Raw genomic sequence first — 21935 nt, forward strand, 5'->3', positions numbered from 1 at the left:
TTGAGCATTGCGCTCGCCTGCCGATACGGAGTCAAGGTTTTTTCTGGGCTCGGGTCAGCCGAAAGGCTACCTTGCCGGAGCCTTCAGGGATGGGCCCTGTGCAAGCAGTCTCATCATTCCTGAGGTCACGGGCGCAGCCCGTATCTTGCAGCCTCGTTCTTTAGAACGAGGAGTCGTCACGAGGATGTCCTTAGACCTCCTTCCCATCCTGGCGCAAAGGCGGAGCGTGCGCCGGTTTAAACCCTTGCCCATCCCAGAAGAAGACCTGGAAAAGCTCCTTTTCGCCCTGCAACGGGCCCCCACCGACGCCAGCGCCCAGCTCTATAGCGCCCTCCGGATCACGGACCCCGGGCTCAGGGAGAAGGTGGCCCAGCTCTCCGGAAACCAGGAGCACATCCGCCAGGCGGCGGAGTTCTTCGTTTTCCTAGCAGATATCCATCGCTTGGAAAGGCTTCTCGCCCACCGGGGGGAAAGGATGGCCTTCTGGCCTAAGACCGCCCTCCACTTTGCCCTTTTGGACGCTGGGCTTGCCGCCGGCTACCTGGCCCTCACCGCCGAGGCCCTAGGCTATGGGGTCTGCTTCATCGGGGGGGTGCTGAACGGGGTGGAGGCCCTTATAGACCTTCTGGGCCTTCCACCAGGGGTTTTCCCCGCGGTGGGCCTGGCGGTGGGGGTGCCGGACGAGGCAGGCCCCCCCAGGCCCAGGTTGCCCAGGGGCCTGGTGGTGCACGAAAACCGCTACCGCACCTACCGCCCCGAGGACCTCGAGGCCGCCTTCCAGGCCATGGCCCCCTATAGCCGGGTGGGGGACTGGGGGAGGGTGCTGAAACGCTACTTCGCTCAAGGGGGGACCATGGAGGCACGGGAAAAGGCCTATGGCCGGGCCCTCGCCCGCCAGGGCCTGGACCCCGACCTTCCCCCTGGTACTCCCTTCTACTCCCTGGGCGTCCTTCTGGGGGAGGCCTTAGAGGAAGCCCGGGCCGTCCTCTTCCGCAAGGGGGAGGCCTGGCTGGAGCGGGAAGCCGAGGCCTTCCGCGGGGAAGGAGGCCCCGCGGAGGCCCTCCTCACCGCCCTCAAGAAGGCCCGGGGGGAGGTGAAGGACTGGCCTTAGGAAGGCTATTTCCTGGCCTCCTGCGCCACCCGCCGGGCACCCCGGTAGGCCTTCTGGTAGAAGGGGGCCTCGAGGCTCTCAATCACCACCCGGCTCCCGTAGCTGCTGGCATGGGCGAAAACCCCCCGGCCCAGGTAGATGCCCACGTGGTCGATATCCCTGCCGCCAAAGCTAAAGAAGACCAGGTCTCCCGGCCGCAAGGCATCGGCGGGAGGGAGGGATTGGAACTGCTCCCTGGAGGTGCGGGGCAGGGCCACGCCCAGCTCCGCATACACTTGGGCCACGAAGGCGGAGCAATCCAAGGCGGCGGGGGAGTTGGCCCCGTACTTGTAGGGGAGGCCCAGGTAACGGAGGACCACCTTGAGGAGGGGACTTTCGGGATCGTAGTCCTCGGAAGGAAGGGGTTCTTCTGGGCCAGGGGTGGGGCCTGGCGCTGGGGCGCCGTTTTCCCTGGGCTCAGCCGGATAGCCCCCTTGGGGTTGGCCCTCTGCCCCTTTTTCCCCCTGGTCCCGGGGAGCCGGGATCCTTAGCACCTGGCCCACCTTGAGGCTCGAGGTGGCGAGGCCGTTTAAGGCCATGAGGGCCTCCACCGTGGTCCCGTAGCGGCGGGCCAGGGAGAAAAGGGTATCCCCAGGGACGACCACGTGGACTCCCTCCCCCTTTTCGGGAAGCTTCAGCACCTGGCCGGGCTGGATCAGGAAGCTTTCCAGACCATTCAGGCGCATGAGCTCCTCCACCGTGGTGCCGTAGCGGCGGGCAATGGAGTAGAGGGTGTCCCCAAGAGCCACGGTGTGCGTCAAAGGAGCCCCAAGTGGGCCCTGCTGGGCGAAGCCAGCCTGGGCCAAAGCCAAGAACGCCACCAGGGCTAGGAGCCGCATGGCTTTCATTTTACGCTCGGGCCCCCTTGGCCCAGGGCAAAAGGGTGTGCTACAATCCCGAAAGGCGGGGGCCGTTAGCTCAACTGGCAGAGCACCGGTCTCCAAAACCGGGGGTTGGAGGTTCGAGTCCTTCACGGCCCGCCAGGATGGCCCTTAGGGGCCTTTTTTTCATCCCTTGGGTGCCGGACATGGAAGGGTACCAGGTGCTCATCGTAGGGGCGGGCTTCGCGGGAAGCGAGGCCGCCTACCGCCTGGCACAAGGGGGCGTGCGGGTGGGCCTCCTCACCCAAAGCCTGGACTCGGTGATGATGCCCTTTTTGCCCCCCACCCCCCCTTTCCCCGAAGGAAGCCTCTTGGCCCAGGCCTATGACCCGGAAGACCCACGGCTTTGGGCCTTCCACGCCCGTGCCAAGTACCTTTTGGAAGGCCAGGCCCACCTGCACCTTTTCCAGGCTACCGCCACGGGGCTCCTCCTGGAGGAGGGGCGGGTGATGGGGGTCACCACCTGGGAAGGCCCCTTGGTGCGGGCAAAGAGGGTGGTCTTGGCGGTGGGCAGCTTCCTGGGTGCCAGGCTCCGCATCCAGGAGGTGGAGGAGGAGGCGGGCCGGCTTTCCGAGGCCAGCTACCCGGACCTCTTCCTCCACCTTCAGGCCCTGGGCTTCCGCTTCCTAAAGCGAGAGAGGGCGGTGCCGGAAGCCCCAGGAACCCCGGGCTACACCGTGAGCTACCACGCCTTCCACCCGGAGGAATGGGAAGAGGAAACCTTCCGCCTAACCCGGCTAGAAGGGCTTTACGCCGTGGGCCTTTGCGTGCGGGAAGGGGAGTATGCCCTCATGAGCCAAGAAGGCCTGCGCCTGGCGGAGCACCTTCTCCATGAGCTTGGGTAGGGGCTTTTCCCCTGGGTCCTTGAGCCCTACTGAGGGGGGTCCTTCCCAGGGGGCCACGTATACCCTTACCCGGAGCCTCCGGTGGGTAAGGGCATGCCGCACCTCCCCGGCGAAACGGGGCTCCACCCCAAAGGCCTTGGCCTTTGCCGGGAGATCTTCTGGGGGCATGAGGGGCACCCCGTAAAGCCCCGGGAACCGCCCCGCCAACTCCTCCAGGTAAACCCCTTCCCTGCCCCAGAGGACCAGCGCCGCCCAGGCTTCCTCCCGCACCTTCCGCTTCCTGGCCCCCGGGTAACGCCCCGGGTCCGCCCGCCCTTGGCAAAAGGCGGCCACGGGGCACCGGGAGCAAAGGGGCCTCCGGGGCAGGCACACCGTGGCCCCCAGGTCCATGAGGGCCTGGTTCCACTCGCCTGGGGCTTCCCCCGGGGGCATGAGCTCCTGGGCCAGGCGCCAAAGGCGCTGGGGAGAAGGGTTCTCCCAGGCGAGAAGCCGGGAAAGGACCCGCCTCACGTTCCCGTCCACCGCCGCCACCCTTTCCCCAAAGGCCAAGAAAGCCACCGCCGCCGCCGTGTAGGGGCCGAGGCCGGGGAGCTTCAGAAGCTGGGCGTAGCTTTGGGGCAGGGCCTCCACCTCCTGGGCCAGGCGGTGGAGGTTGAGGGCCCGGCGGTAGTAGCCCACCCCCTGCCAGGCCTTCAATACCTCCTCCAGGGGGGCTTGGCGCAAGGCCTTTAGGCTGGGGAAACGGGCCAGAAACCGGTGGTAGTAGGGAATGGCCTGCTCGGTACGGGTCTGTTGCAGGAGCACCTCCGCCACCAGGATGCGGTAGGGGTCCTTCTCCCCCCTCCAGGGAAGGGGGCGGGGGTTTTCCCGGTACCAGGTAAGCAGCGCTTCCTGTAGGCCTTTCATGGGCCTAGGGGGTGCCCAAAAGCCTCCGGTGCTCCACCATAAGGCACCGGTCAGCCACCACGGGGATCCCGGCCTCCTTCAGGGCCTCTTCAAAGCCCGGGTGGCGGATGCCGGACTGCACCACACCAATCCGGGCCTCAGGGCCAAGACCTCGGGCAAGTGGCTCAAAAGGGCCTCCGGCGGGCGGAAAACGTCCAGGATTTCCACGGGTTCGGAAAGCTCCCCTAGGCTGGCCACCGCCCGCACCCCGAAAAGCTCCTCCCCAGCGAAGCGGGGGTTAACCGGCAGGATGCGGTATCCCCTCTCCCACAGGTACCGGGGCACGTAATGGGCAGGGCGGGAAGGGTCCTTGTGGGCCCCAAGGACGGCGATGGTCCGGGCCCTTTCCAAGTAAGCCTGGAGCTCGAGGTCGGTCATGGCCGGTAGTCCAAGGGCCTCAGGTAAAACTCCCCGATGGCGGTGGAGGAAAGGAGGGCCACCGTGGGGAGGGCCCGTTTCCAGTGGGTACGGTTCACCCGCTCCTTGACCCGCTGAATCTCCTCGGGAGCGTAGCCCAGGGCCTCAATGTAAGCGTCGGGGTAGCCCTTCAAGTAGTGCTCCAGGATGACGTCTGCCCGCAAGTAGCGCACCCCCAGATCCCCCTCGTCCGTCTGGCCGGGGATGAGGTCGGCGGTGGGCACCTTCTCCACCACCGCCTGGGGCACCCCCAAGTAACGGGCCAGGCCCCAGACCTGGGTCTTGTAGAGGTCCCCCAAGGGGTTAACCGGGGGGGTATCGTCCCCGTGCCAGGTGAAGTAGCCGAAAAGCCTCTCCGTCTTGTTGCCCGTTCCCAGGGGCAGGGCCCGGTAGGCCTGGGACTTGTCAAAGAGGACCATCATGCGGGCCCGGGCCATGAGGTTCCCCTTGCGGTGGGGGGTGAGGTCCGGGGTCATGGCGGCGTAGCCCTCCACCATGGAAGTGATGTCCACCTCCTCCAGGGCCACCCCGAAGGTCTCCGCCACCAGGTGGGCGTGCTCCCGGGAAAGGGGGCTGGAGTCCCTGTGGGGCAGGAAAAGGGCATGGACCCGCCCGGCGCCCAAGGCCCGCACCGCCAGGGCCAAGGTGGTGGCGGAGTCCACCCCTCCCGAAACCCCTACGATGGCCTTCTCATAGCCCCTCCAGGAAAGCTCCTCCCGGATGAAACGGGTGAGAAAATCCGCCACCAAAGGCCAGTTCAGCTCCAGGCTCTCCTGAATCCTGGGCGCGTAGAGAAGCCTCATCTCCCCTCCCTTCCTAGGACCCTTTCCAAGTCTGGGAGGAGAAGGGGCAGGGCCGCCTCGAGGTCCGAAAGCAAGGGGCTATCGTAGCGCACCGGGGGAATCCGCTCCCGGTCCAAGTCAACGAGCAAGGCCGCCTCCTCAAAGAGGGGGGCCTCGGCCAAAAGCCGCCCCTCCGGCCCCACGATAAGGCTTCCCCCGCTCATTCCCTTCCCCCCCTCAAACCCCACCAGGCTGGAGAGCACCACATATAGGCCGTGTTCCGCCGCCACCGCTCGGGCCAGGGTGCGCCAGCGCTCCACGTTTTCGGGCCTTTCCCCCTGGAAACCCCTGGCGGGGCTTGCCGCCGGCACATAGATGACCTCCGCCCCGTCCAAGGCGGCGATGGCCGAGGTGATGGAGTGCCAGAAGTCCTCGCAGATGAGGATGGCCGCCCGGCCAAAGCGGGTGTTGAAGGCCTCCACCCGCCTTCCCCGGGCCAGGTAACGCTCCTCGTCAAAGACCCCGTAGGTGGGCAGGAAGACCTTGCGGTGCACGTGCACCACCCGGTGGGGAAGTTCCAGGTAGGCGGCGCTGTTGTAGTAGGCCCCCTCATCCCGCTCGTAAAACCCCACCACCACATCCAAAAGCCCTTCCCACCCCACCTCCCGGTGGACCTCCGAAAGGAGTTCCAAAAGCTCATGGCGGGTGAGGGCCAGCTCCCTCACCCCCCCTTGCAGGAAGTACCCGGTTAGGGCCGCCTCGGGAAGGACCACCACCTCAGGGGTGTGGGGGCGGAGGGCCTGGAGGTGCTCCCTCAGGCGGGCCAGGTTCTCCTTAGGCCGGGCCTTCTCCGGGCGGAACTGAAGGATGGCGTGGCGGACCACGGGCCTAGCTTACACCTCCATAGAAGGCCGCTTTGGGTTCCAGGTAAAGCCTGGGGTCTGCCTCCGGGAAGGGGTTATCCCGCTCCTCCAAAACCTTAAGCTCCTCGGGGGAAACCCCCTTAAGGAGCTGGAAAAAGGCCTGGGCATGCCCCTGGTAGCGCTCCTTAGCGTAATCCACCGCCTGGCCCGTGTCCATGAGGAAGGGCCAGTCCGAGGCCTCGAGGAGCAAAAGCTCCCGCATAGCCTGCTGCAGGACCCTAGAGGACAGGTTGCCCTGGCGCACCACCTCCCGCATGGCCCCTTCCGCCCGGTAAACCGTACGCCAGTAGTCCAAGGTGGCTTCGTTGAGCCACACCCCGTGGTCCCCACCCCGGCCCCAAGACCCCTCAGGCAAGGCAGTGCGCACCGCCTTGCCCTGGACCGCTTCCTGAGCGGTGACCGCCCGCACGGTCTCGCTCCTGGCCAGAAGCCTCAGCACCTCCTCCAGCCAGGCCACCCCCTCGTACCACCAGTGGCCAAAGAGTTCGGCATCGTAGGGAGCCAGGATAACCCCGTCCGGATGCTCCCGGCCCAGGCGCTCCACCAGGCCCACGAAGTGGAGGGCGTGCTCCTTCACCTTGCCAAAGGCCGCCTCGGGGTTATAAGGAGCCTTGGCGGAAAGGTCCGCCTGGCGGTGGGTGACCCGCCAGTGGTGGAGGCCGGAGATGGGGTCCTTGCGGTGGAACTCCCGGTAAAGCCCCTCCCCCGGATAGCCATAGTCCGCGCTCCAGACCTGCAGGGAGGTTTCCAGGTTGCGGGCCAAGACCCTCAGGCCCGACTCCAACTCGTGGACGTAGTAGGTGGCCTGCGCGCTTTCCACGGGCCCCAAGGAGGCTTCCCCATAGGGGGAAAGGGGCTTCCCCCCCTGGACCAGGTGGGCGTCCACAAAGGTGTAACGGATCCCGGCCCGCATGAGAAGCTCGTCCACCCCCGGCCTTAAACCCTCTGGGGCCCCTTCCACGGGGGGCTTCCAGTAACCCTTCGGCCGGTAGGCCATCTCCGGAAGCCAGAAGCCCAGGGGGTCCTTGGCAAAGTGGCGGCGGTAGGTGGCCACCCCCGTCTTGATCTGGGCCCAAAGGGCCTCGTCGTAGCCCAAAAGGGGGGAGTAGCCGTGGGTGGCGTTGGAGGTGAGGAGCTCCACCTGGCCCCGGTCCTGGGCCCTGCGGAAGGCGGAAAGGAGATCCCCCTCGAGATGGTGAAAATGGTCCAAGGTGAGTTCAAAGAAGGCCACCTGGTGGCGGGCGCTGGCCTCGAGGTCCGTCCCCTGGTAGCGCAGGTAGTCCCCCTGGGCCCGCTCCAGCCGGTCCTTGGCGTAGGCAAAGAACCCTTCCTTAACCCTGGCGTCGGCGAGCTGCTCCGCCAGAATAGGGGTGATGCCCAAGGTGAATCGGGCCTCCACGCCTTCTTGGCTAAGCCTCTCCAAAGCCCGGAGCAAGGGCAGATAGGTTTCCGCTATGGCCTCGTAAAGGGTTTCCTCTCCAAAGGGCCACATCCCGTGGGAGCGCACATAAGGAAGGTGGGCGTGGAGGACCAGGGCAAACCGCGCCATGGCTCTAGCGTACCACGGTGCCTTCCCCCGCCAGGGCCCGCCTTATGGGGTTTTCCACCCGGGCATCGGCAAACACCACCCGCCTCACCCCGCCCTTCACCGCCTCCACCGCCCCCATCACCTTGCGCTTCATGCGCCCCTGGGCTAAAGAGAGGTACTCGGGGTCCTCCACCCTATCCACGGGGATCTCCCGCACCAGGCTGGCCTCGTCGGGGTAACGGGCAAGGAGGCCCGGCACGTTGGAAAGGTAGACCAAGGCCTCGGCCCCGTAAAGGGTGGCCAGAAGGGCCGCCACCTGGTCCCCATCGGTGTTGATGGCCTCCCCCTCGTAGCTGATGGCGGGAGGGGTGATCACCGGCAAGTACCCAGCCCCCAAAAGGAGGTCTAAAAGGGCCCGGTTCACCCTTTCCACCGTGCCCGTGTAGTCCCCCCGGTGAATCTTGACCTTGCCGTCTTCCACGTACTTCACCGCGGTCTTCCGGCGGCCCTCTAAAAGCCTCCCATCCAGCCCGGAAAGCCCCAGGGCGTTGGCCCCTTCCCTTTGCAAAAGCTCCACCAGGCGCTTGTTCACCAGGCCGCAGTAGACCATCTCAAAGATCTCCAGGGTCCTGCGGTCGGTAAGGCGGCTCACCTGCCCCCCAGGATGGGTAAGGAAGCGGGGCGGGTGGCCCAAGGCCTCCGCCACCTTGTTGGTCTCGGCACTTCCCCCGTGGACCAAAAGAAGCCTTACCCCCTCCTTCCACAAGGAGGCCGCATCCTTGGCCACGGCCTCGTAGTTGATGCCTTCGGCGCCCCCTACCTTAACCACGATCACAAAAACCCCTCCGTGACGACTCCCCGTTCTGGTCAGCCGTAAGGCTATCTTGTAGAACGGGGCTTCTCAGGAACGATGAGACCGCTTGCGCAGTGCTCACCCCTGAAGGCTCCGTCCGAGCCCTCGCCAGGACATTGATGGCCGCAGCCACATCCCGGTGCTGGCGGGCGCCGCACTGGGGACAGGTGTACTCCCGCACCCAGAGAGGGCGTTTTTCTCTGTAACCGCACACCGGGCAGTCCTGGCTTGTATGTCTGGGGTCTACCTCAATGACCCGCCTACCAGCCTCTTCCGCTTTGTAGGCGAGGATCTGGAGAAACTGCCCCCACCCCGCATCCTGCACCCCCTTAGCAATGCAGGAGCGGGCCAGTCCGAGGATGTTCAGGTCTTCGTGGACAATCGTGCCATATCTGTTGACAAGCCTCCTTGCTATTTTGTGGTGGAAGTCCTTTCTCTGATTGGCGATCTTGCGGTGCAGTTTGGCAAGCTGTTTTGTGGCCTTTTTGTAGCGGTTGCTACCCCTTTTCTTTCGGGAAAGCTCCCTTTGGGCATCCGCAAGCTTGGCCTGGGCCTTTTGGTAGTAGCGGGGCGCCTCTACCTTTTCCCCCTCGGAAGTAACAAGGAAGCAGGGGTTGGTGCCCAGGTCTATGCCAATGGCCTCATGGCTTTCGGGTAGGGGTTTGGGTTCAACCTCACAGACGAAGATGATGTACCAGTCGTCCCCTTCCCGCTTTACGGTGGCCGTCTTGATCCTGCCTTCCAGTGGGCGGTGAAGCTTTACCTTCACCGAGCCGATACCGTAGAGGAGAACCCGTTTCCCTCCCTCCTGAATCTTGATCCCGGTAGTCCCAGCTTGGGGGAAGGTAAAGGAGTCGTAGCGCCTTTCCCCCTTGAAGCGGGGGTAACCGGGAGTTTGGCCCTGTTTCACGCGGCGGAAGAAGCCCTGGAAGGCTTTGTCCACACGGTCTATGACGTTCTGTAGGACCTGAGAGTGTATACGTCCATACTCCGGTAACTCCGCTCGTATCTCCGGGAGATACCGCTTCTGTTCATAGAAACCGATGGTCTTTTGGGCCTTCCTATAAGCTTCTCTGCGTTCCTGAAGGGCTGCGTTGTAGAGCTGTCGGCAGAGATAGAGAGTACGCTCCAGGTCTTTTCTCTGTGGCTTGGTGGGGTACAGGCGGTACTTGAAGGCCTTTCTGATCACCGTACACCACGATAGCACATCTGCCGCCCACGAGGTTATGTGCTCCTTCGGGGCACGTGGGGGGTCCATGTATCCCCGATTTGAAAACCGGGGGATTATAGCTCCCCGCACCCCCTCTTTTCTCTAAGGATGCAAACCGGGAAACTCCAGGCCCAGGGTCTCGGGCCAGCCCAGGCGGATGTTGAGGGCCTGGAGGGCATGGCCGGCGGTGCCCTTCACCAGGTTGTCTATGGCGGTCATCACCACCAGCCGCCCGGTGTCCTCCTCCAGCTCAAAGCCGATGTCCGCGTAGTTGGTGCCTTGGACAAAGCGGGGGTCCGGGTAGCGGTGGATGCCCTTCTTCTGCTTGACCAGCCGGATGAAAGGCTCCCCCCCATAGGCTTCCCGGTAAGCCTGCCACACATCCCGCTCGCTCCAGCCATCCTGCAAAAAGGCCTGGGCGGTCATGAGGATGCCCCGCACCCGGTCGGTGGCGATGGCGGTGAGGTGAACCTCAGGCCTGCCCGGGAGGTTCTCCACCACCTCGGCGGTGTGGCGGTGGCCCGTGGGCTTGTAGACCCGGAGGGAACCGGAACGCTCGGGGTGGTGGCTCGCCGGGCTAGGCTCGGCCCCCGCCGCCGAGGTGGAGATGAGGAGGGTCACGAAGATGGGCGTGGGCTTCAACACCCCGCCCTTAAGGAGGGGGTAAAGGCCCAGCAGGGTGGCAGTGGCGTTGCACCCCGCCCCCGCCATCCAGTCCGCCTCCCTCAGGCGGTCCCGGTAGAGCTCGGGGATGGCGTAGACGAAGCGGCCCAGAAGCTCGGGCCGGGGATGCTCCCCGTAATACTTCCGGTAAAGGTCCGGGCTCTTAAGGCGGAAGTCCGCGGAAAGGTCTATGAGGATAGGGGCTAGGCGGGCATAGCGCTCAAACTCCTGGGCGAAGACCCCGTGGGGCAGGGAGAGGACCAGGATATCCGCGGGCTCCAGCTTTTCCGGCGGGATGAACTTGAGGCCCGTTCTTCCCCTAAGGTTGGGGTGGACAAAGGCCACGGGCTCGCCGGCAAAACGCCTCGAGGTCACCTGTTTCACCTCGAGGTGGGGATGGGAAAGGGCCAGGCGCAAGAACTCGCCCCCCGCATACCCCGAGGCCCCTACGATGGATAGCGTCTTCTTAACGCTCATGCCACTCCTCCAGCAAACGGCCCACCCGTTCCCCTAGGCTCGGGCCTCTTCCCATGCGTACCTGAGGATCTCCCCCGGGATATCCACCCCCGTGGTGTGCACGGAGTTCTTGAACTCCATGGTGTGGTTGACCTCGTTCACCAATAGACCCCGCTCGGACTCAAAGAGGTCTATGGCCACCACCCCGCCCCCCACCGCCTGGGCCGCCCGCACGGAAAGCTCGGCCATCTCCGGGGTTAGGGGGCAGTTTTCCGCCTGCCCGCCCCGGGCGGTGTTGGTGATCCAGTGCTGGCTCCTCCGGTAGATGGCAGCGATGGCCCTACTCCCCACCACGAAGACCCTTATGTCCCGCCCGGGCTTGCGCACGTACTCCTGCAGGTAAAGGAGCTGGTGCTGAAAGCCCCCCAGGACCTCCTTGTGCTCCAGGATGGCCTCGGCGGCCTCCCGATCGGTAATCTTGGCAAGAAGCCTACCCCAGCTCCCGATCACCGGCTTCAGCACCACGGGATAGCCCCATTCCTCCATGAGCCTAAGGGCCTCTTCCGCCTCGGTGAGAAGGGCGGTCCTGGGCTGGGGCAGGCCATGGCGCTCCAGGGCCACGCTGGTGGCCCATTTGTCCCCGCAGGTCTCCATCACCTCGGGCCGGTTCACCACCGGGATGCCCAAAGCGGTGAGGTAGCGGGCCACGGCCAGGCCCCGGGTCTGGCTCACGCACCGCTCCAGGGCCACCGTGACCCCTTCCAGCTCCTTGGGCCTTTCCCCTAGGACCATGCGCAAGGCCGGAGCATAGACCTTCCTGTAAGGGATGCCCAAGGCCTCGGCCCTTTCAAAAAGCATCCTCTCATCGGGGCGGATGCGGTCGTAAAGAATGGCCAGCATGGCTACACTTCCTTCCCCTGATGGCCTCCCCCAAAGCGGGGCCGGGCCAAGCCCCTATCGGGAGGCCAGGGCCCGCACCCCGCCCTGGGGTCCGCAAAAGGGCACCAAGCAGGGTGGGATCACTCCCCCCAGTCCTCTGCCTCCTCCGGAGCGGGCTCCAGGCGCAAGGGGTCTAGCCCCACCACCTCCAGCTCCGCACCGCAGTCCTCACACACGATAAGCTCCCCAAGCTCAGGGTTTTCCAGCTGAATCTCTGCTCCGCATTCAGGGCAAGTGGCTACCATTCCTCATCCTCCTCTTCCACCTCGCTCCAGTCAGGGATGAAGCGGAAGCCGCACTCGGGGCACTCCACCTCCTGGCCTGGGTCCTCCTCGGATACCTCAAAGGTGTAGCCGCAACGGGGGCAGTCCACAAAGAAGGCCTCCAAGCCCTCTTCCGTCACCTCCACCTCGAGGGGATCCAAGGAGACCACCTCCAAGAAGGCCCCGCAGGCCTCGCACTCCAGCACATCCCCCACGTCCAGGGTTTCCAGGTCCTCGGCCAGCACCACGCTGACCTCGCCGCACACCGGGCAGGTGACCTCCAGGTCCTCCATGGGTCCAGTCTACTCCCCGGGGAAGCGGCCGTGCTTCTTGTAGTAGTCTAAGAGCGACCCTTCCCTTAAGGCCTCCAAAAGAAAAGGGGGTGGAGGTCTAAGGGCAAACCGTTCCCCTCCCCTCATTAGGACCCCCGCTTCCAAGTCCAACTCCACCTGATCCCCATCCTCTAGCGCATCCACCACCTCCTCCGATTCAAAGGGGACGATCCCCAGGTTCACCAGGTTGCGGAAAAAGATGCGGGCGTAGCTCTTGGCGATAACCGCCCGGATGCCCAGCTTGCGCAGGGCTTCAGGGGCATACTCCCTGCTGCTTCCAAGCCCGGCGTTCCTCCCGAAGACCAGGATGTCCCCCGGCTTCACCTCCTTGGCAAACTCCGGCCGCAAGTGGGCGAAGGCGAAGGTGTGAAACCGGTCCTCCCCCACCATGAAGGGGGCGTACTTGCCGGGGAGGATGTCGTCGGTGTTGATCTGGTCCCCAAACTTCCAGACCCTAGGCATGGGCTTCCTCCTCCAAAGGGGCCAGGTCCTCCGGGGTGGCGATGTACCCGGCCACCGCGCTGGCCGCGGCCACCCGGGGACTTGCCAGATAGATCTCCGCGTCGGGCGCCCCCATGCGCCCCCGGAAGTTGCGGTTGCTGGTGGAAACGCACACTTCCCCCGGGGCCAAGACCCCCATGTGCCGCCCCATGCAGGGGCCGCACCCCGGGGTGCCGATGGTGGCCCCCGCCTGCAAAAGGGTAAGGAGGGTGCCATCCCGGGTGGCCTCCTCCAGGACTTGGGCGCTAGCGGGGATCACCAAAAAGCGTACCCCAGGGGCCACCTTCCTCCCCCTCAGCACCTCAGCGGCGGCCCGGAGGTCCTCGATGCGACCATTGGTGCAGGTACCGATGAAAACCTGGTCCACCTTCTTGCCCCGCACCGCGGAGACCTCCTGCACGTTGTCCACGTAAAAGGGCACGGAGACCCGGGGGGTGAGGGCGGAGAGGTCGATCTCCACCTCCCGGACATACCGGGCGTCGGCATCGGGATAAAGCCAGTCGGGAACCCGGTAAAGCTTTGGGATCTCCCCAGAAGGCACCACCAGCCCCGCCTTGGCCCCGGCCTCCACCGTGAGGTTGGCCAGGGTCATGCGCTCTCCCCGGCCCAAGGATTCGGCCCCGTCCGCCAGGTGGATCTCCACCGCCATGTAGGTGGCGCCCTCAGCGGTGAGGAGGCGGACCATCTCTAGGGCGGCGTCCTTGGCGGTAACCCCCCTAGGAAGCCTTCCCCGGAAGGTCACCTTAACGCTTTCCGGAACCCTAAGCCAGGTGCGGCCGCTGGCGGCGGCCAAGGCGATGTCCGTGGCCCCCATGCCCGTGCCGAAGGCCCCCACCGCCCCGTAGGTGGTGGAGTGGGAGTCCGACCCCACCACGATCCAACCCGGCTGGGCCAGGCCCTCCTCTATGAGCACCTGGTGGCAGACCCCCCTCCCCACGTCAAAGACCCGGATGCCGTGCCTCCTGCCCCACTCCCGGATCTCCTTTTGGGCCTTGGCCACCTCCAGGTTGGCCGCCGGGGCCACGTGGTCAATGACGATGGAAACCCTTTCCGGGTAGCGGGGGGTGGCCTCCAGGTACTCCAAGCGCTTGAAGAAGCTTCCGGCGATGGAGTCCACCACCATCACCTGGTCCACCTCCACCATCAAAAGCTCCCCGGCCCTTACCTCCCTTCCCGCCTTCCTAGAAAGTATCTTTTCCGCCAAGGTCAAGCCCATGCCCGCCTCCTATACTTGAGGGTATGACCTACACCGCCCTCGTCTATGAGGACCCCGAAACCCCGGGCACCTGGATCGCCGAGTTTCCCGCCATTCCCGAAGCCCATTCCTTTGGCCGCAGCCCCGAGGAAGCCTTGGAGCTGGTGTTGGCCCACCTAAAGGAAATGGGCCGCCCCCTTCCCCAGGATGTCCGTACGGTGCAGGTGGGGGTAGATGCCGCCTAGGCCCGAGGAGGTGGCCCGGAAGCTCCAGCGCCTGGGGTTCCGCAGCCTCTAGCCTCATGCCGTGATCCACTCCCTCAGGATCCGGTCCAGCTCCTCGAGGGTGAGCCTGCCCTCCACTGCCCTCCCTATACTGAGGGCATGAAGCGCTACTGGATCCGGGTCTATCCCGACCCAAATGAACCCGGGGTATGGCTGGCCGAGGTGCCTTCCGTATACGGGGTGCGCTCCGATGGGGATAGCCGCGAAGAGGCCATCCGCAATGCGCAAGAAGCCCTCGAGGCCATGCTCCAAGCCCTAAAGGCCAAGGGTCTGCCCCTCCCCGAACCCGAGGAGGAATGGATAGAGGTAGAGGTGGATGCCGCCTAGGCCCGAAGAGGTGTTGCGGAAGCTGAAGCGGTTGGGTTTTGAGGAGGTGGGCGGCAAGGGAAGCCACCGGGTCCTCATCCATCCCGACGGCCGCCGCACCGTAGTCCCCTTCCATCGGCAAGAACTCAAAAGGGGCACTTTTCTGGGCATTCTCAAGGACGTGGGCCTCACCGAGGAGGAGTTCCGCAAGCTCTAGCCTCATGCCGTGATCCACTCCCTCAGGATCCGGTCCAGCTCCTCGAGGGTCAGCTCCCCCCGGTCTGCCAGAGCCTTGATGTGCTGGGTGATGCGGGCCAGCTCCTCTTCCCCATAGTGCAGGCCCAGCTCCTCCGCCCGCGCCCTTATGGCGTGCCGCCCGGTGAGCTTGGAGGCGATGATGAGCTTGCGCTTCACCCCAAAGACCTCCGGCGGGTAGGGTTCGTAGGACTCGGGGTTGATGTATATGGCCTTGAGGTGCATCCCTGCCTTGTGGCTGAAGGCCGTCTCCCCGGTGATGTAGTTATTGAAGGGGATCTCCACCCCCACCATCCGGGCCACCATGCGGTCCAGCTCAGGCAGCATCTCCAGCTTGTACTTCCTGCGCACATAGTCGGGCTGCAGGGTGTACATGCGGGCCAAAAAACCCCCTAAAGGGGTGATCCCGTTCCGCTCCCCGATTCCCAGGATGGTGGTGTCCACATGGGTGGCCCCCGCCTCTATGGCCTCAAAGGCGTTGGCGATGGCGCAGCCCGTGTCGTTGTGCCCGTGGAACTCTATGTCCACCTGGGGCCCCACCACCCGTCTCACCTCCCGCACCAAGGCAAAGACCTGCCTGGGGGTGGCGATGCCCACGGTGTCCGCCAGGCCCACCCGGTCCACGTAGGGGGCGATGGCCTGGTAGATTTCCAGAAGGTCGTGCTCATCGGAACGGAAGGTGTCCTCGGCGGAGAAGCGCACCTCCACGTGGGGGGCCTTCTCCCGGATGAAGCCGATCACCTCCCGGGCCTCCTCGATGATGCGGGGAATGTCCCGCCCGTGGGCCGCCCTGAGGTACTTGCTGGTGCCAAAGAGGAGGTCTATGCCCTGCACGCCGGTTTCCACCGCCACCTGGGCCGCGTCCATCCGGGTTTGAATGTGGGTCACCACCTTGGCCTTAAGGCCTAAGGAAGCCAAAGTCTCCGCGTCCTTCCGGGACTGAGGGGAGGCCATGGGGGTGGTCACCTCAATGTACTCCACGCCGAAGGCGTCCAGGGCCTTGGCGATCTCCACCTTGTCCTGGGTGGAAAAGTTGGCCCTCTCAAACTGCTCCCCTTCCCTTAAGGTGGAATCTATAATCTTCCATTCCCGCATGCGCCCCTCCCCAAAAAGAAAACCGGCCCGATTTCGGGCCGGGGGATAAGGAACCCTCTGGGGCTACCCTACCCCCCGGCGGCCGAGTTTTTTCTCACGGGCCAGCATCTTGCCTGTAAGGGTATACGAAACCCGCCCCTTTTGTCAACGGCCAAACCGTCTTTCGCGGGCCTGGTAGCTACGCAGGGCCCTCAGGAAGTCTATTTTTCGGAACTCCGGCCACAGCACGTCGGCAAAGTAGAACTCCGAGTAGGCGGACTGCCAGAGGAGGAAACCCGAAAGCCTTATCTCCCCCGAGGTGCGGATGATGAAGTCGGGGTCAGGAAGACCCGCAGTGTAAAGATGGCGGGCGATCTCCTCAGGGGTGAGCCCTTCGGCAATCTCCTTGGGGGAAAGGCCCTTTTTATCGGCCTCGAGGAGAAGCCGCTTCACCGCATCCACGATCTCCTCCCGGCCCCCGTAGCCCAAGGCGATATTCAGCACCATGCCCTGGTGGGCCTGGGTCTGGGCCTCGAGGCGCTCCAGGGCCCTTAGCACCTCCGGGGAAAACCCCTCCCGCCGCCCGATGAAGCGCACCCTAACCTGGTTCTCCAGGATGCGGTGGTCCTCCGCCATCCTCTCCGCCTCCCGCACGAAAAGGCGCATGAGCTCCTCCACCTCCTCGGGGGGGCGGCGGAAGTTATCCGTGGAAAACACCCAGACCGTCACCGTCCGGATGCCCATCTCCAGGCACCACTCCAGGACCTCGTAGGCCTTTTGTACCCCAAACTCATGCCCCTTGACGGGGGCTAGGCCCAAGGCCCGGGCGTAGCGGCGGTTTCCATCCAGGATCAGGCCCAGGTGCTTGGGAACCGGGCCTCCTTTCACCTCCTGGAGGAGGCGCTTTTCGTAAAGCCAGTAGAGGGGCCGGGAGAGGGAGAGGAGGCGGCGGACCATACCCTTTCCACCCTAAGGCGGGAGGATGAGAAAGGGAAGGGCTAACGGTATAGCTCCCGGGCGATGACGTGGCGCTGGATCTCCGAGGTGCCCTCGTAGATCTCCGTCACCTTGGCGTCGCGGTAGTAGCGCTCCACCCGGTAGTCCCGGTGGTAGCCGTACCCCCCCAACACCTGCACCGCCTCCCGGGTCACCTCCACCGCCACGCTGCTGGCGAAGAGCTTGGCGGCGCTGGCCTCCAGGGTGAACCGCTCCCCGGAGTCCTTTTTCCTGGCGGCCTCCAGCACCAAGGCCCGGGCGGCGACGATCTTCACGTGCATGTCGGCGATCTTGAAGGCGATGGCCTGGTGCTCGCGAAGTTTCTTGCCGAACTGCTCCCTTTCGTCGGCATAGGCCTTGGCGATCTCAAAGGCCCCCCGGGCGATGCCCACCGCCTGGGCCGCCACCCCAATCCGGCCCGAATCCAAGCCCGCCAGGGCGTAGGCCAGGCCCCTCCCCTCCTCCCCCAGGAGGTTCTCCTCCGGCACGAAGACCTCCTCGAGGCGAACCTCGGCGGTGTGGGCGGCGTGGAGGCCCATCTTCGCCTCCGGGGGGCCAAAGGAAAGGCCTGGGGTGCCCTTCTCCACCAAAAAGGCGCTGATGCCCTTCTCGCTCCTGGCCATGACCACGTAGAGCTGGGCCTGGCCCGCGGAGGTGATCCAGCTTTTCAGTCCGTTCAGCACGAAGCCCCCAGGCACCCTCCTGGCCTCGGTGCGGATACTGGCGGCGTCGGAGCCCGCCTGGGGCTCGGTGAGGCAGAAGGCCCCGATCCACTCCCCCCGGGCCAGAGGAACCAGGTACTTTCGCTTTTGCGCCTCAGTGCCGAAGCGGAGAAGCATGTACTGGGGTAGCCCGCTGGTCACCGAGAGCACCACGGCCACGCTGGGATCCGCGGCGGCGATCTCCTCCAGGGCCAGGGCCCAGGTCACGGAGTCCAACCCCACCCCTCCCCACTCCTCTGGGGTGGTCATGCCCAAGAAACCCAGCTCCGCCAGGGCCCTTAGCTGGGGCCAGGGGTACTCCCCCTTGCGGTCGTATTCCGGGGCCAAGGGGTAAAGGACCTCCTTGGCCACCTGGCGCACGGTGTCCAGCACCAGTTTTTGTTCGGTGGTCAGGGTCATCTTCCCTATCGTAACACTGCATGTCGGCAAAAAAACGTCACACTAAGGGCAGAAGCCCCTTTTAGCCCAGATGCTTAACCCTCCCCCCAACGGGGAGCCCGCTGGGCCTTCAAGCCCAGGTGGTCCAGGATGCGCTGGGTGACGAAACCCAGGAGGTCGGAGATCTCCTTGGGCCGGTGATAAAAGCCCGGGCTTGCTGGGAGGATGACCGCCCCCGCCTCCGCCGCCTGCACCATGGCCTTCAGGGTGGGAAGGGGTAAAGGAGCCTCCCGGGGCACCAGGATCAGGGGGCGCCGCTCCTTCAGGTGCACGTAGGCGGCTCGGGTGAGGAGGGTATCCGCCAGCCCCAGGGCGATTTTGGCCAGGGTGCTGGCCGAGCAGGGTACCACCACCATTCCCCGGGTGGGGAAGGACCCCGAGGCAATGGGAGCACCAAGGTCGCCGTCCTTGTACACCCAGCTGGCCAAGGGGTAGAGGTCCTTCGGGCCTAGGCCCATCTCCTCCCACAAGACCCGCTTGGCTCCCTGGCTTAAGACCAGGTGCACCTCGGCGAGGCCCTGCAAGGCTTGCAATAGGTCCAGGGCATAGGGCATGCCGCTGGCCCCCGTTAACCCCACCACCACCCGGGGAAGATCCGCCATGGTCCCATGCTACCCCTGAACCTTGGCCCCACTTGAGGCCTCCACACAAAACCCCGGACCCCAAGGGGTCCGGGGGGCACCCCGTGGGACGGGGGCTACTTCAGCTCCACCACCGCGCCCACGGCCTCCAGCTTCTTCTTGATCTCCTCGGCCTCGGCCTTGGGAATGCCCTCCTTGATGGGGCCCCCCTTCTCCGCCAGGTCCTTGGCCTCCTTAAGGCCCAGGCCGGTGATGGCGCGAACCTCCTTGATGACCTCCAGTTTCTTGGCCCCGGCGTCCTTGAGGATCACGTCAAACTCGGTCTTCTCCTCCACGGGAGCCGCCGCTTGGGCTGCCGCAGGGGCCGCGGCCACCGCCACCGGGGCCGCCGCGGTCACGCCCCAGGTCTCCTTCAGCACGTCAATGAGCTGCTTCAGTTCCAAAACCGTAGCCTGGGAAAGCTCTTCCTTGATCCTCTCGATGTCCAACGCCATCTTCTACCTCCTACGCCGCCTTTTTGTCCGCGTACGCTTCCAAGATGCCTACCAGCTCGCGGGCCACACCGCCCAGGACACCCAATAGCTCCGCCATGGGCGCCTGCAACACGCCCACAAGCTCCGCCCTGAGCTCGTCCATGGTGGGAAGCTCCGCCAGGGCCACCACATCCTTGGCCAAAAGCACCTGGCCCTGCAAAAGCCCGCCCTTGGCCTCGGGAATGCCCTTGGGGTTCTTCTTGGCGAACTCCGAAAGGGCCTTGGCCGCCGCCACCGGGTCCTGGTAAAAGACCACGGCGCTGGGGCCCATTAGCCCATCCAGCTCGGGCAGGCCCAGCTCCCTAAGGGCGATGCGGATCAGGGTGTTCTTGGCCACGAAGAGCCTGGCCCCCTTCTCCTTCAGGGCCTGGCGCAGGGCGTGGGTTTCCTTGGCGGAAAGCCCCTGGTAGTTCACCAGGAAGAAGGAGCCATGGGCCCGCTCAAGGTTTTCCTTGAGGGCAGCTAGAAGCTCAACGTTGCGCTTATTGGGCACGCCTTCCTCCCTTTGGGGCAGGGGAACCCCAGCCGACTTTTGGGGATTTCCGAGAAACGCTCCCCCTGCAAGCGCCTCGGCGGGATGTTTAAGGCCTCAAGCCCCCCGCTGTCTTTGGCCTGGGCGCCCTAGCGCCCGGGGTGCCATAGAGGAGTTTAAAAGGGAAGGGACTTGGCGTCAAGCCAGGCCCCTTCCCAGGGGGTTTAGGAATGGGGGTTGATGCGGATGCTGGGCCCCATGGTGGTGGTCACGTAGACGGAGCGCAAGAAGGTGCCCTTGGCCGCCTCGGGCTTGCTGGCCTCGAGGGCCTTGATGAAGGCCCGGATGTTCTCGGCGATCTTCTCCGGGGGGAAGCTCACCTTGCCCACGGGGGCATGGATGGCCCCGGTCTTGTCGTTGCGGAACTCAATGCGGCCCGCCTTGATCTCCTTGATGATCTCCCCGATGTTGAAGCCCACGGTACCGGCCTTAGGGTTGGGCAAGAGCCCCCTTGGGCCCAGGATGCGGCCCAGCTTGGAGCCCACGGCCCCCATCACGTCCGGGGTGGCCACCACGGCGTCAAAGTCCAGCCAGCCATCCAGGATCTTCTGGATGATCTCCTCCCCCCCCACGTAGTCGGCCCCGGCCTCCTCGGCCTCCTTGATCTTCTCGCCCTTGGCGATGGCCAACACCCGCACCTGCTTGCCCAGGCCGTGGGGCAGGGAAACCGTGCCCCGCACGTTCTGGTCGGACTTGCGGGGGTCAATGCCCAGCTTGGCGTGGACCTCCACGGTCTCGTCAAACTTGGCCGTGGCCAGCTCCTTTAAAAGCCGGGCAGCCTCGTCAATGGTGTAGACCTTGGCGGGATCCACCTTTTCCAAAAGGGCCCGGTAGCGCTTGCCGTGCTTAGTCATCCTTCACCTCCGGGGCACCCACCACCTCCACCCCCATGGAACGGGCGGCTCCCGCGATCATCCGGGCGGCGGCCTCGAGGTCGGTGGTGTTCATGTCGGGCATCTTTTGCTTGGCGATCTCCAGGACCTGCTGCCAGGTGATGCGGCCCACCTTTTCCCGACCCGGTTTATGGGCCCCCTTCTCCAGTCCCGCCGCCTTGCGGATCAGGTAGCTGGCGGGCGGGGTCTTGGTGATGAAGGTAAAGGACCGGTCAGCGTAGATGGTGATCTCCACCGGGACAATGGCGTCCCCCATGTTGGCCGTGGCCGCATTGAAGGCCTTCACGAACTCCATGATGTTGGCCCCGTGCTGGCCCAAAGCCGGACCCACCGGGGGTGCAGGCGTGGCCTTACCCGCGGGCAACTGAAGCTTCACTACCGCAACAACCTTCTTCATTTTTCCCTCCTAGGCTCCCCCCAAGTTGGGGGTGCAAACGCCTCCTAAGCCTTGACCACCTGGGAAAAATCCAGCTCCACCGGGGTCTCGCGGCCAAAGATGGTCACCATGACCTTGACCTTCCCCTTTTCCGGGTTGATCTCGGTCACGGTGCCAGTAAAGTCCGCAAAGGGGCCGGAAACCACCCGCACCTGATCCCCTTCCCGGAAGGCCACCTGGGCCTTGGGGGCCTCCTTTTTGCCCAAAAGCCCCGACACCTCCAGGATGTGCCGCACCTCGTCCGGGGAAAGGGGGACCGGCCTGTGGCCTGCGCCCACAAAACCCGTGATCCCCGGGGTGCCCCGCACCACCTCCCAGGCCTCGTTGGGCTCCTCCTCGTCCCCCAGGTCCATCTGCACGAACAGGTACCCAGGAAAGAGCTTTTTCTTGACGATCTCCTTTTTACCCCCCTCGCGGAGCTCCACCACCTCCTCCGTGGGGATCAGCACCTGGAAGATCTTGTCCTCCATACGGAAGGCCTTGACCCGCTTCTCCAGGTTGGCCTTGGCCTTTTCCTCCTGCCCCACGTAGGTGTGGACCGCGTACCATTCAATGCTCATCGCAAGAGTCCTACCAAGAAGCGGAAGACCAGATCGTAAAGCCCCAAGACCACCATGGCCACCAAGGTAAAGATGAGAATGGCCTGGGTACCCTCCACGATCTGCTCCCGCGTGGGCCAGGTGACCCGGGCAAGCTCGGCCCGGGCCTCCTGGAAGTAGCGAACAATCCGGGTAAACATCAGACCTTCACTTCCTTGTGCACCGTGTGCCTATCGCACCAGGGGCAGTATTTCTTTAGCTCCAGCTTGGCGGTGGTGTTGCGCTTGTTCTTCTCGGTGGCGTAGTTGCGGCGCTTGCACTCGGTGCACTCCAGGAGGATTTTGATGCGGACTTCGCTGGCCATGGTTCACCCCCTTTCCCCAAAGAGGCGGCTATCCGCCCCTATGATTACTCCAGGATCTTGGTGACCACGCCGGCGCCCACGGTCCGCCCACCCTCACGA

The 21935-nt window shown here is 64.8% G+C and carries 29 protein-coding genes, 1 tRNA gene and 1 pseudogene; 6 read left to right on the plus strand and 25 right to left on the minus strand.

Features of this window, described 5'->3' with window-relative positions; all coding sequences use genetic code 11:
* Nucleotides 1-184: 184 nt before the first annotated feature.
* Entirely contained in the window at nucleotides 185-1111 is a 927-nt protein-coding gene (locus tag L0D18_RS11310; protein ID WP_243029136.1) for a nitroreductase family protein, read from the plus strand.
* A 5-nt stretch (nucleotides 1112-1116) separates the two neighbouring features.
* Here the strand turns inward: L0D18_RS11310 and L0D18_RS11315 are convergent, their stop codons facing one another.
* Nucleotides 1117-1989 carry a C40 family peptidase gene (locus tag L0D18_RS11315; protein WP_243029138.1) on the minus strand — a complete coding sequence of 291 codons (873 nt, stop codon included), beginning with the start codon at nucleotides 1987-1989 and terminating at the stop codon, nucleotides 1117-1119.
* A 68-nt stretch (nucleotides 1990-2057) separates the two neighbouring features.
* Here L0D18_RS11315 and L0D18_RS11320 point away from each other — a divergent pair.
* Nucleotides 2058-2133, plus strand: a tRNA-Trp gene (locus tag L0D18_RS11320).
* A 44-nt stretch (nucleotides 2134-2177) separates the two neighbouring features.
* Complete coding sequence (locus L0D18_RS11325; RefSeq protein WP_243029180.1) at nucleotides 2178-2876, plus strand: FAD-dependent oxidoreductase; 699 nt, start codon at nucleotides 2178-2180, stop codon at nucleotides 2874-2876.
* Here the strand turns inward: L0D18_RS11325 and L0D18_RS11330 are convergent.
* The 13 genes and pseudogenes from L0D18_RS11330 to L0D18_RS11390 form a co-directional block, all read right to left on the minus strand.
* On the minus strand, nucleotides 2769-3782 hold the full coding sequence (locus tag L0D18_RS11330) for an A/G-specific adenine glycosylase (protein ID WP_243029140.1): 1014 nt from the start codon (nucleotides 3780-3782) through the stop codon (nucleotides 2769-2771). The genes L0D18_RS11325 and L0D18_RS11330 overlap by 108 nt on opposite strands.
* A gap of 4 nt (nucleotides 3783-3786) precedes the next feature.
* Nucleotides 3787-4106, minus strand: a pseudogene (locus L0D18_RS11335) (CoA-binding protein).
* A gap of 89 nt (nucleotides 4107-4195) precedes the next feature.
* A complete protein-coding gene (locus L0D18_RS11340) occupies nucleotides 4196-5041 on the minus strand; it encodes an NAD+ synthase (RefSeq protein ID WP_243029143.1) in 846 nt (281 codons plus the stop codon).
* On the minus strand, nucleotides 5038-5904 hold the full coding sequence (locus L0D18_RS11345) for a nitrilase-related carbon-nitrogen hydrolase (protein ID WP_243029145.1): 867 nt from the start codon (nucleotides 5902-5904) through the stop codon (nucleotides 5038-5040). The genes L0D18_RS11340 and L0D18_RS11345 overlap by 4 nt, the downstream gene beginning before the upstream one ends.
* Before the next feature lie 4 nt (nucleotides 5905-5908).
* Entirely contained in the window at nucleotides 5909-7492 is a 1584-nt protein-coding gene (locus L0D18_RS11350; RefSeq protein WP_243029146.1) for a 1,4-alpha-glucan branching protein, read from the minus strand.
* Nucleotides 7493-7496: 4 nt separating this feature from the next.
* Nucleotides 7497-8306, minus strand: a complete 810-nt coding sequence (locus L0D18_RS11355) for a [LysW]-aminoadipate kinase (RefSeq protein ID WP_243029147.1) — start codon at nucleotides 8304-8306, stop codon at nucleotides 7497-7499.
* Nucleotides 8293-9510 (minus strand): RNA-guided endonuclease InsQ/TnpB family protein, encoded by a 1218-nt coding sequence (locus tag L0D18_RS11360; protein ID WP_423247911.1) that lies wholly within the window; start codon nucleotides 9508-9510, stop codon nucleotides 8293-8295. Before L0D18_RS11360 ends, L0D18_RS11355 begins: the two co-directional genes overlap by 14 nt.
* Nucleotides 9511-9636: 126 nt before the next feature.
* Nucleotides 9637-10674: an N-acetyl-gamma-glutamyl-phosphate reductase gene (gene argC / locus L0D18_RS11365; protein ID WP_243029149.1), complete on the minus strand. Its 1038-nt coding sequence runs from the start codon at nucleotides 10672-10674 to the stop codon at nucleotides 9637-9639.
* 33 nt (nucleotides 10675-10707) lie between these two features.
* A complete protein-coding gene (gene lysX, locus L0D18_RS11370) occupies nucleotides 10708-11553 on the minus strand; it encodes a lysine biosynthesis protein LysX (RefSeq protein ID WP_243029150.1) in 846 nt (281 codons plus the stop codon).
* A 119-nt stretch (nucleotides 11554-11672) separates the two neighbouring features.
* A complete protein-coding gene (gene lysW / locus L0D18_RS11375) occupies nucleotides 11673-11837 on the minus strand; it encodes a lysine biosynthesis protein LysW (RefSeq protein ID WP_243029151.1) in 165 nt (54 codons plus the stop codon).
* The gene (locus L0D18_RS11380; RefSeq protein ID WP_243029152.1) at nucleotides 11831-12148 is read right to left on the minus strand and encodes a TFIIB-type zinc ribbon-containing protein; all 318 of its coding nucleotides are present in this window, start codon (nucleotides 12146-12148) and stop codon (nucleotides 11831-11833) included. The genes lysW and L0D18_RS11380 overlap by 7 nt, the downstream gene beginning before the upstream one ends.
* Before the next feature lie 9 nt (nucleotides 12149-12157).
* Nucleotides 12158-12649 (minus strand): LeuD/DmdB family oxidoreductase small subunit, encoded by a 492-nt coding sequence (locus tag L0D18_RS11385; protein WP_243029153.1) that lies wholly within the window; start codon nucleotides 12647-12649, stop codon nucleotides 12158-12160.
* Nucleotides 12642-13904 (minus strand): 3-isopropylmalate dehydratase large subunit, encoded by a 1263-nt coding sequence (locus tag L0D18_RS11390; RefSeq protein ID WP_243029156.1) that lies wholly within the window; start codon nucleotides 13902-13904, stop codon nucleotides 12642-12644. The genes L0D18_RS11385 and L0D18_RS11390 overlap by 8 nt, the downstream gene beginning before the upstream one ends.
* A 23-nt stretch (nucleotides 13905-13927) precedes the next feature.
* On the opposite strand from L0D18_RS11390, the gene L0D18_RS11395 reads away from it, so the two are divergent.
* The 3 genes from L0D18_RS11395 to L0D18_RS11405 all read left to right on the plus strand — a co-directional run bounded on the left by L0D18_RS11395 (nucleotide 13928) and on the right by L0D18_RS11405 (nucleotide 14690).
* The gene (locus L0D18_RS11395) at nucleotides 13928-14128 is read left to right on the plus strand and encodes a type II toxin-antitoxin system HicB family antitoxin (RefSeq protein WP_243029159.1); all 201 of its coding nucleotides are present in this window, start codon (nucleotides 13928-13930) and stop codon (nucleotides 14126-14128) included.
* Nucleotides 14129-14266: 138 nt separating this feature from the next.
* Nucleotides 14267-14494 (plus strand): type II toxin-antitoxin system HicB family antitoxin, encoded by a 228-nt coding sequence (locus tag L0D18_RS11400; protein WP_243029161.1) that lies wholly within the window; start codon nucleotides 14267-14269, stop codon nucleotides 14492-14494.
* On the plus strand, nucleotides 14484-14690 hold the full coding sequence (locus L0D18_RS11405) for a type II toxin-antitoxin system HicA family toxin (protein ID WP_243029164.1): 207 nt from the start codon (nucleotides 14484-14486) through the stop codon (nucleotides 14688-14690). Before L0D18_RS11400 ends, L0D18_RS11405 begins: the two co-directional genes overlap by 11 nt.
* Nucleotides 14691-14692: 2 nt before the next feature.
* On the opposite strand, the gene lysS is transcribed toward L0D18_RS11405, so the two are convergent.
* From lysS to rpmG, 11 genes are all read right to left on the minus strand, one after another.
* Nucleotides 14693-15823, minus strand: a complete 1131-nt coding sequence (lysS, locus tag L0D18_RS11410) for a homocitrate synthase (RefSeq protein ID WP_243029166.1) — start codon at nucleotides 15821-15823, stop codon at nucleotides 14693-14695.
* Between the two features lie 144 nt (nucleotides 15824-15967).
* Nucleotides 15968-16759, minus strand: a complete 792-nt coding sequence (locus tag L0D18_RS11415) for an isoprenyl transferase (RefSeq protein WP_243029168.1) — start codon at nucleotides 16757-16759, stop codon at nucleotides 15968-15970.
* Between the two features lie 41 nt (nucleotides 16760-16800).
* Nucleotides 16801-17919: an acyl-CoA dehydrogenase family protein gene (locus L0D18_RS11420; protein ID WP_243029169.1), complete on the minus strand. Its 1119-nt coding sequence runs from the start codon at nucleotides 17917-17919 to the stop codon at nucleotides 16801-16803.
* Between the two features lie 74 nt (nucleotides 17920-17993).
* A complete protein-coding gene (locus tag L0D18_RS11425) occupies nucleotides 17994-18560 on the minus strand; it encodes a UbiX family flavin prenyltransferase (RefSeq protein WP_243029171.1) in 567 nt (188 codons plus the stop codon).
* A gap of 95 nt (nucleotides 18561-18655) precedes the next feature.
* Nucleotides 18656-19033, minus strand: a complete 378-nt coding sequence (rplL, locus tag L0D18_RS11430) for a 50S ribosomal protein L7/L12 (protein ID WP_243029172.1) — start codon at nucleotides 19031-19033, stop codon at nucleotides 18656-18658.
* 10 nt (nucleotides 19034-19043) lie between these two features.
* Nucleotides 19044-19565: a 50S ribosomal protein L10 gene (gene rplJ / locus L0D18_RS11435; RefSeq protein WP_243029173.1), complete on the minus strand. Its 522-nt coding sequence runs from the start codon at nucleotides 19563-19565 to the stop codon at nucleotides 19044-19046.
* 203 nt (nucleotides 19566-19768) lie between these two features.
* A complete protein-coding gene (rplA, locus tag L0D18_RS11440; protein ID WP_243029174.1) occupies nucleotides 19769-20458 on the minus strand; it encodes a 50S ribosomal protein L1 in 690 nt (229 codons plus the stop codon).
* Nucleotides 20451-20894, minus strand: a complete 444-nt coding sequence (gene rplK / locus L0D18_RS11445) for a 50S ribosomal protein L11 (protein ID WP_243029176.1) — start codon at nucleotides 20892-20894, stop codon at nucleotides 20451-20453. Before rplK ends, rplA begins: the two co-directional genes overlap by 8 nt.
* A 44-nt stretch (nucleotides 20895-20938) precedes the next feature.
* Nucleotides 20939-21493 carry a transcription termination/antitermination protein NusG gene (nusG, locus tag L0D18_RS11450; protein ID WP_243029177.1) on the minus strand — a complete coding sequence of 185 codons (555 nt, stop codon included), beginning with the start codon at nucleotides 21491-21493 and terminating at the stop codon, nucleotides 20939-20941.
* Nucleotides 21490-21672, minus strand: coding sequence for a preprotein translocase subunit SecE (gene secE / locus L0D18_RS11455; RefSeq protein ID WP_243029178.1), 183 nt, complete (start codon nucleotides 21670-21672; stop codon nucleotides 21490-21492). The genes nusG and secE overlap by 4 nt, the downstream gene beginning before the upstream one ends.
* A complete protein-coding gene (gene rpmG, locus L0D18_RS11460; RefSeq protein WP_243029179.1) occupies nucleotides 21672-21836 on the minus strand; it encodes a 50S ribosomal protein L33 in 165 nt (54 codons plus the stop codon). Before rpmG ends, secE begins: the two co-directional genes overlap by 1 nt.
* Nucleotides 21837-21935: the final 99 nt, after the last annotated feature.

The sequence above is a fragment of the Thermus albus genome (assembly GCF_022760855.1).
Taxonomy (GTDB): Bacteria; Deinococcota; Deinococci; order Deinococcales; family Thermaceae; genus Thermus; species Thermus albus.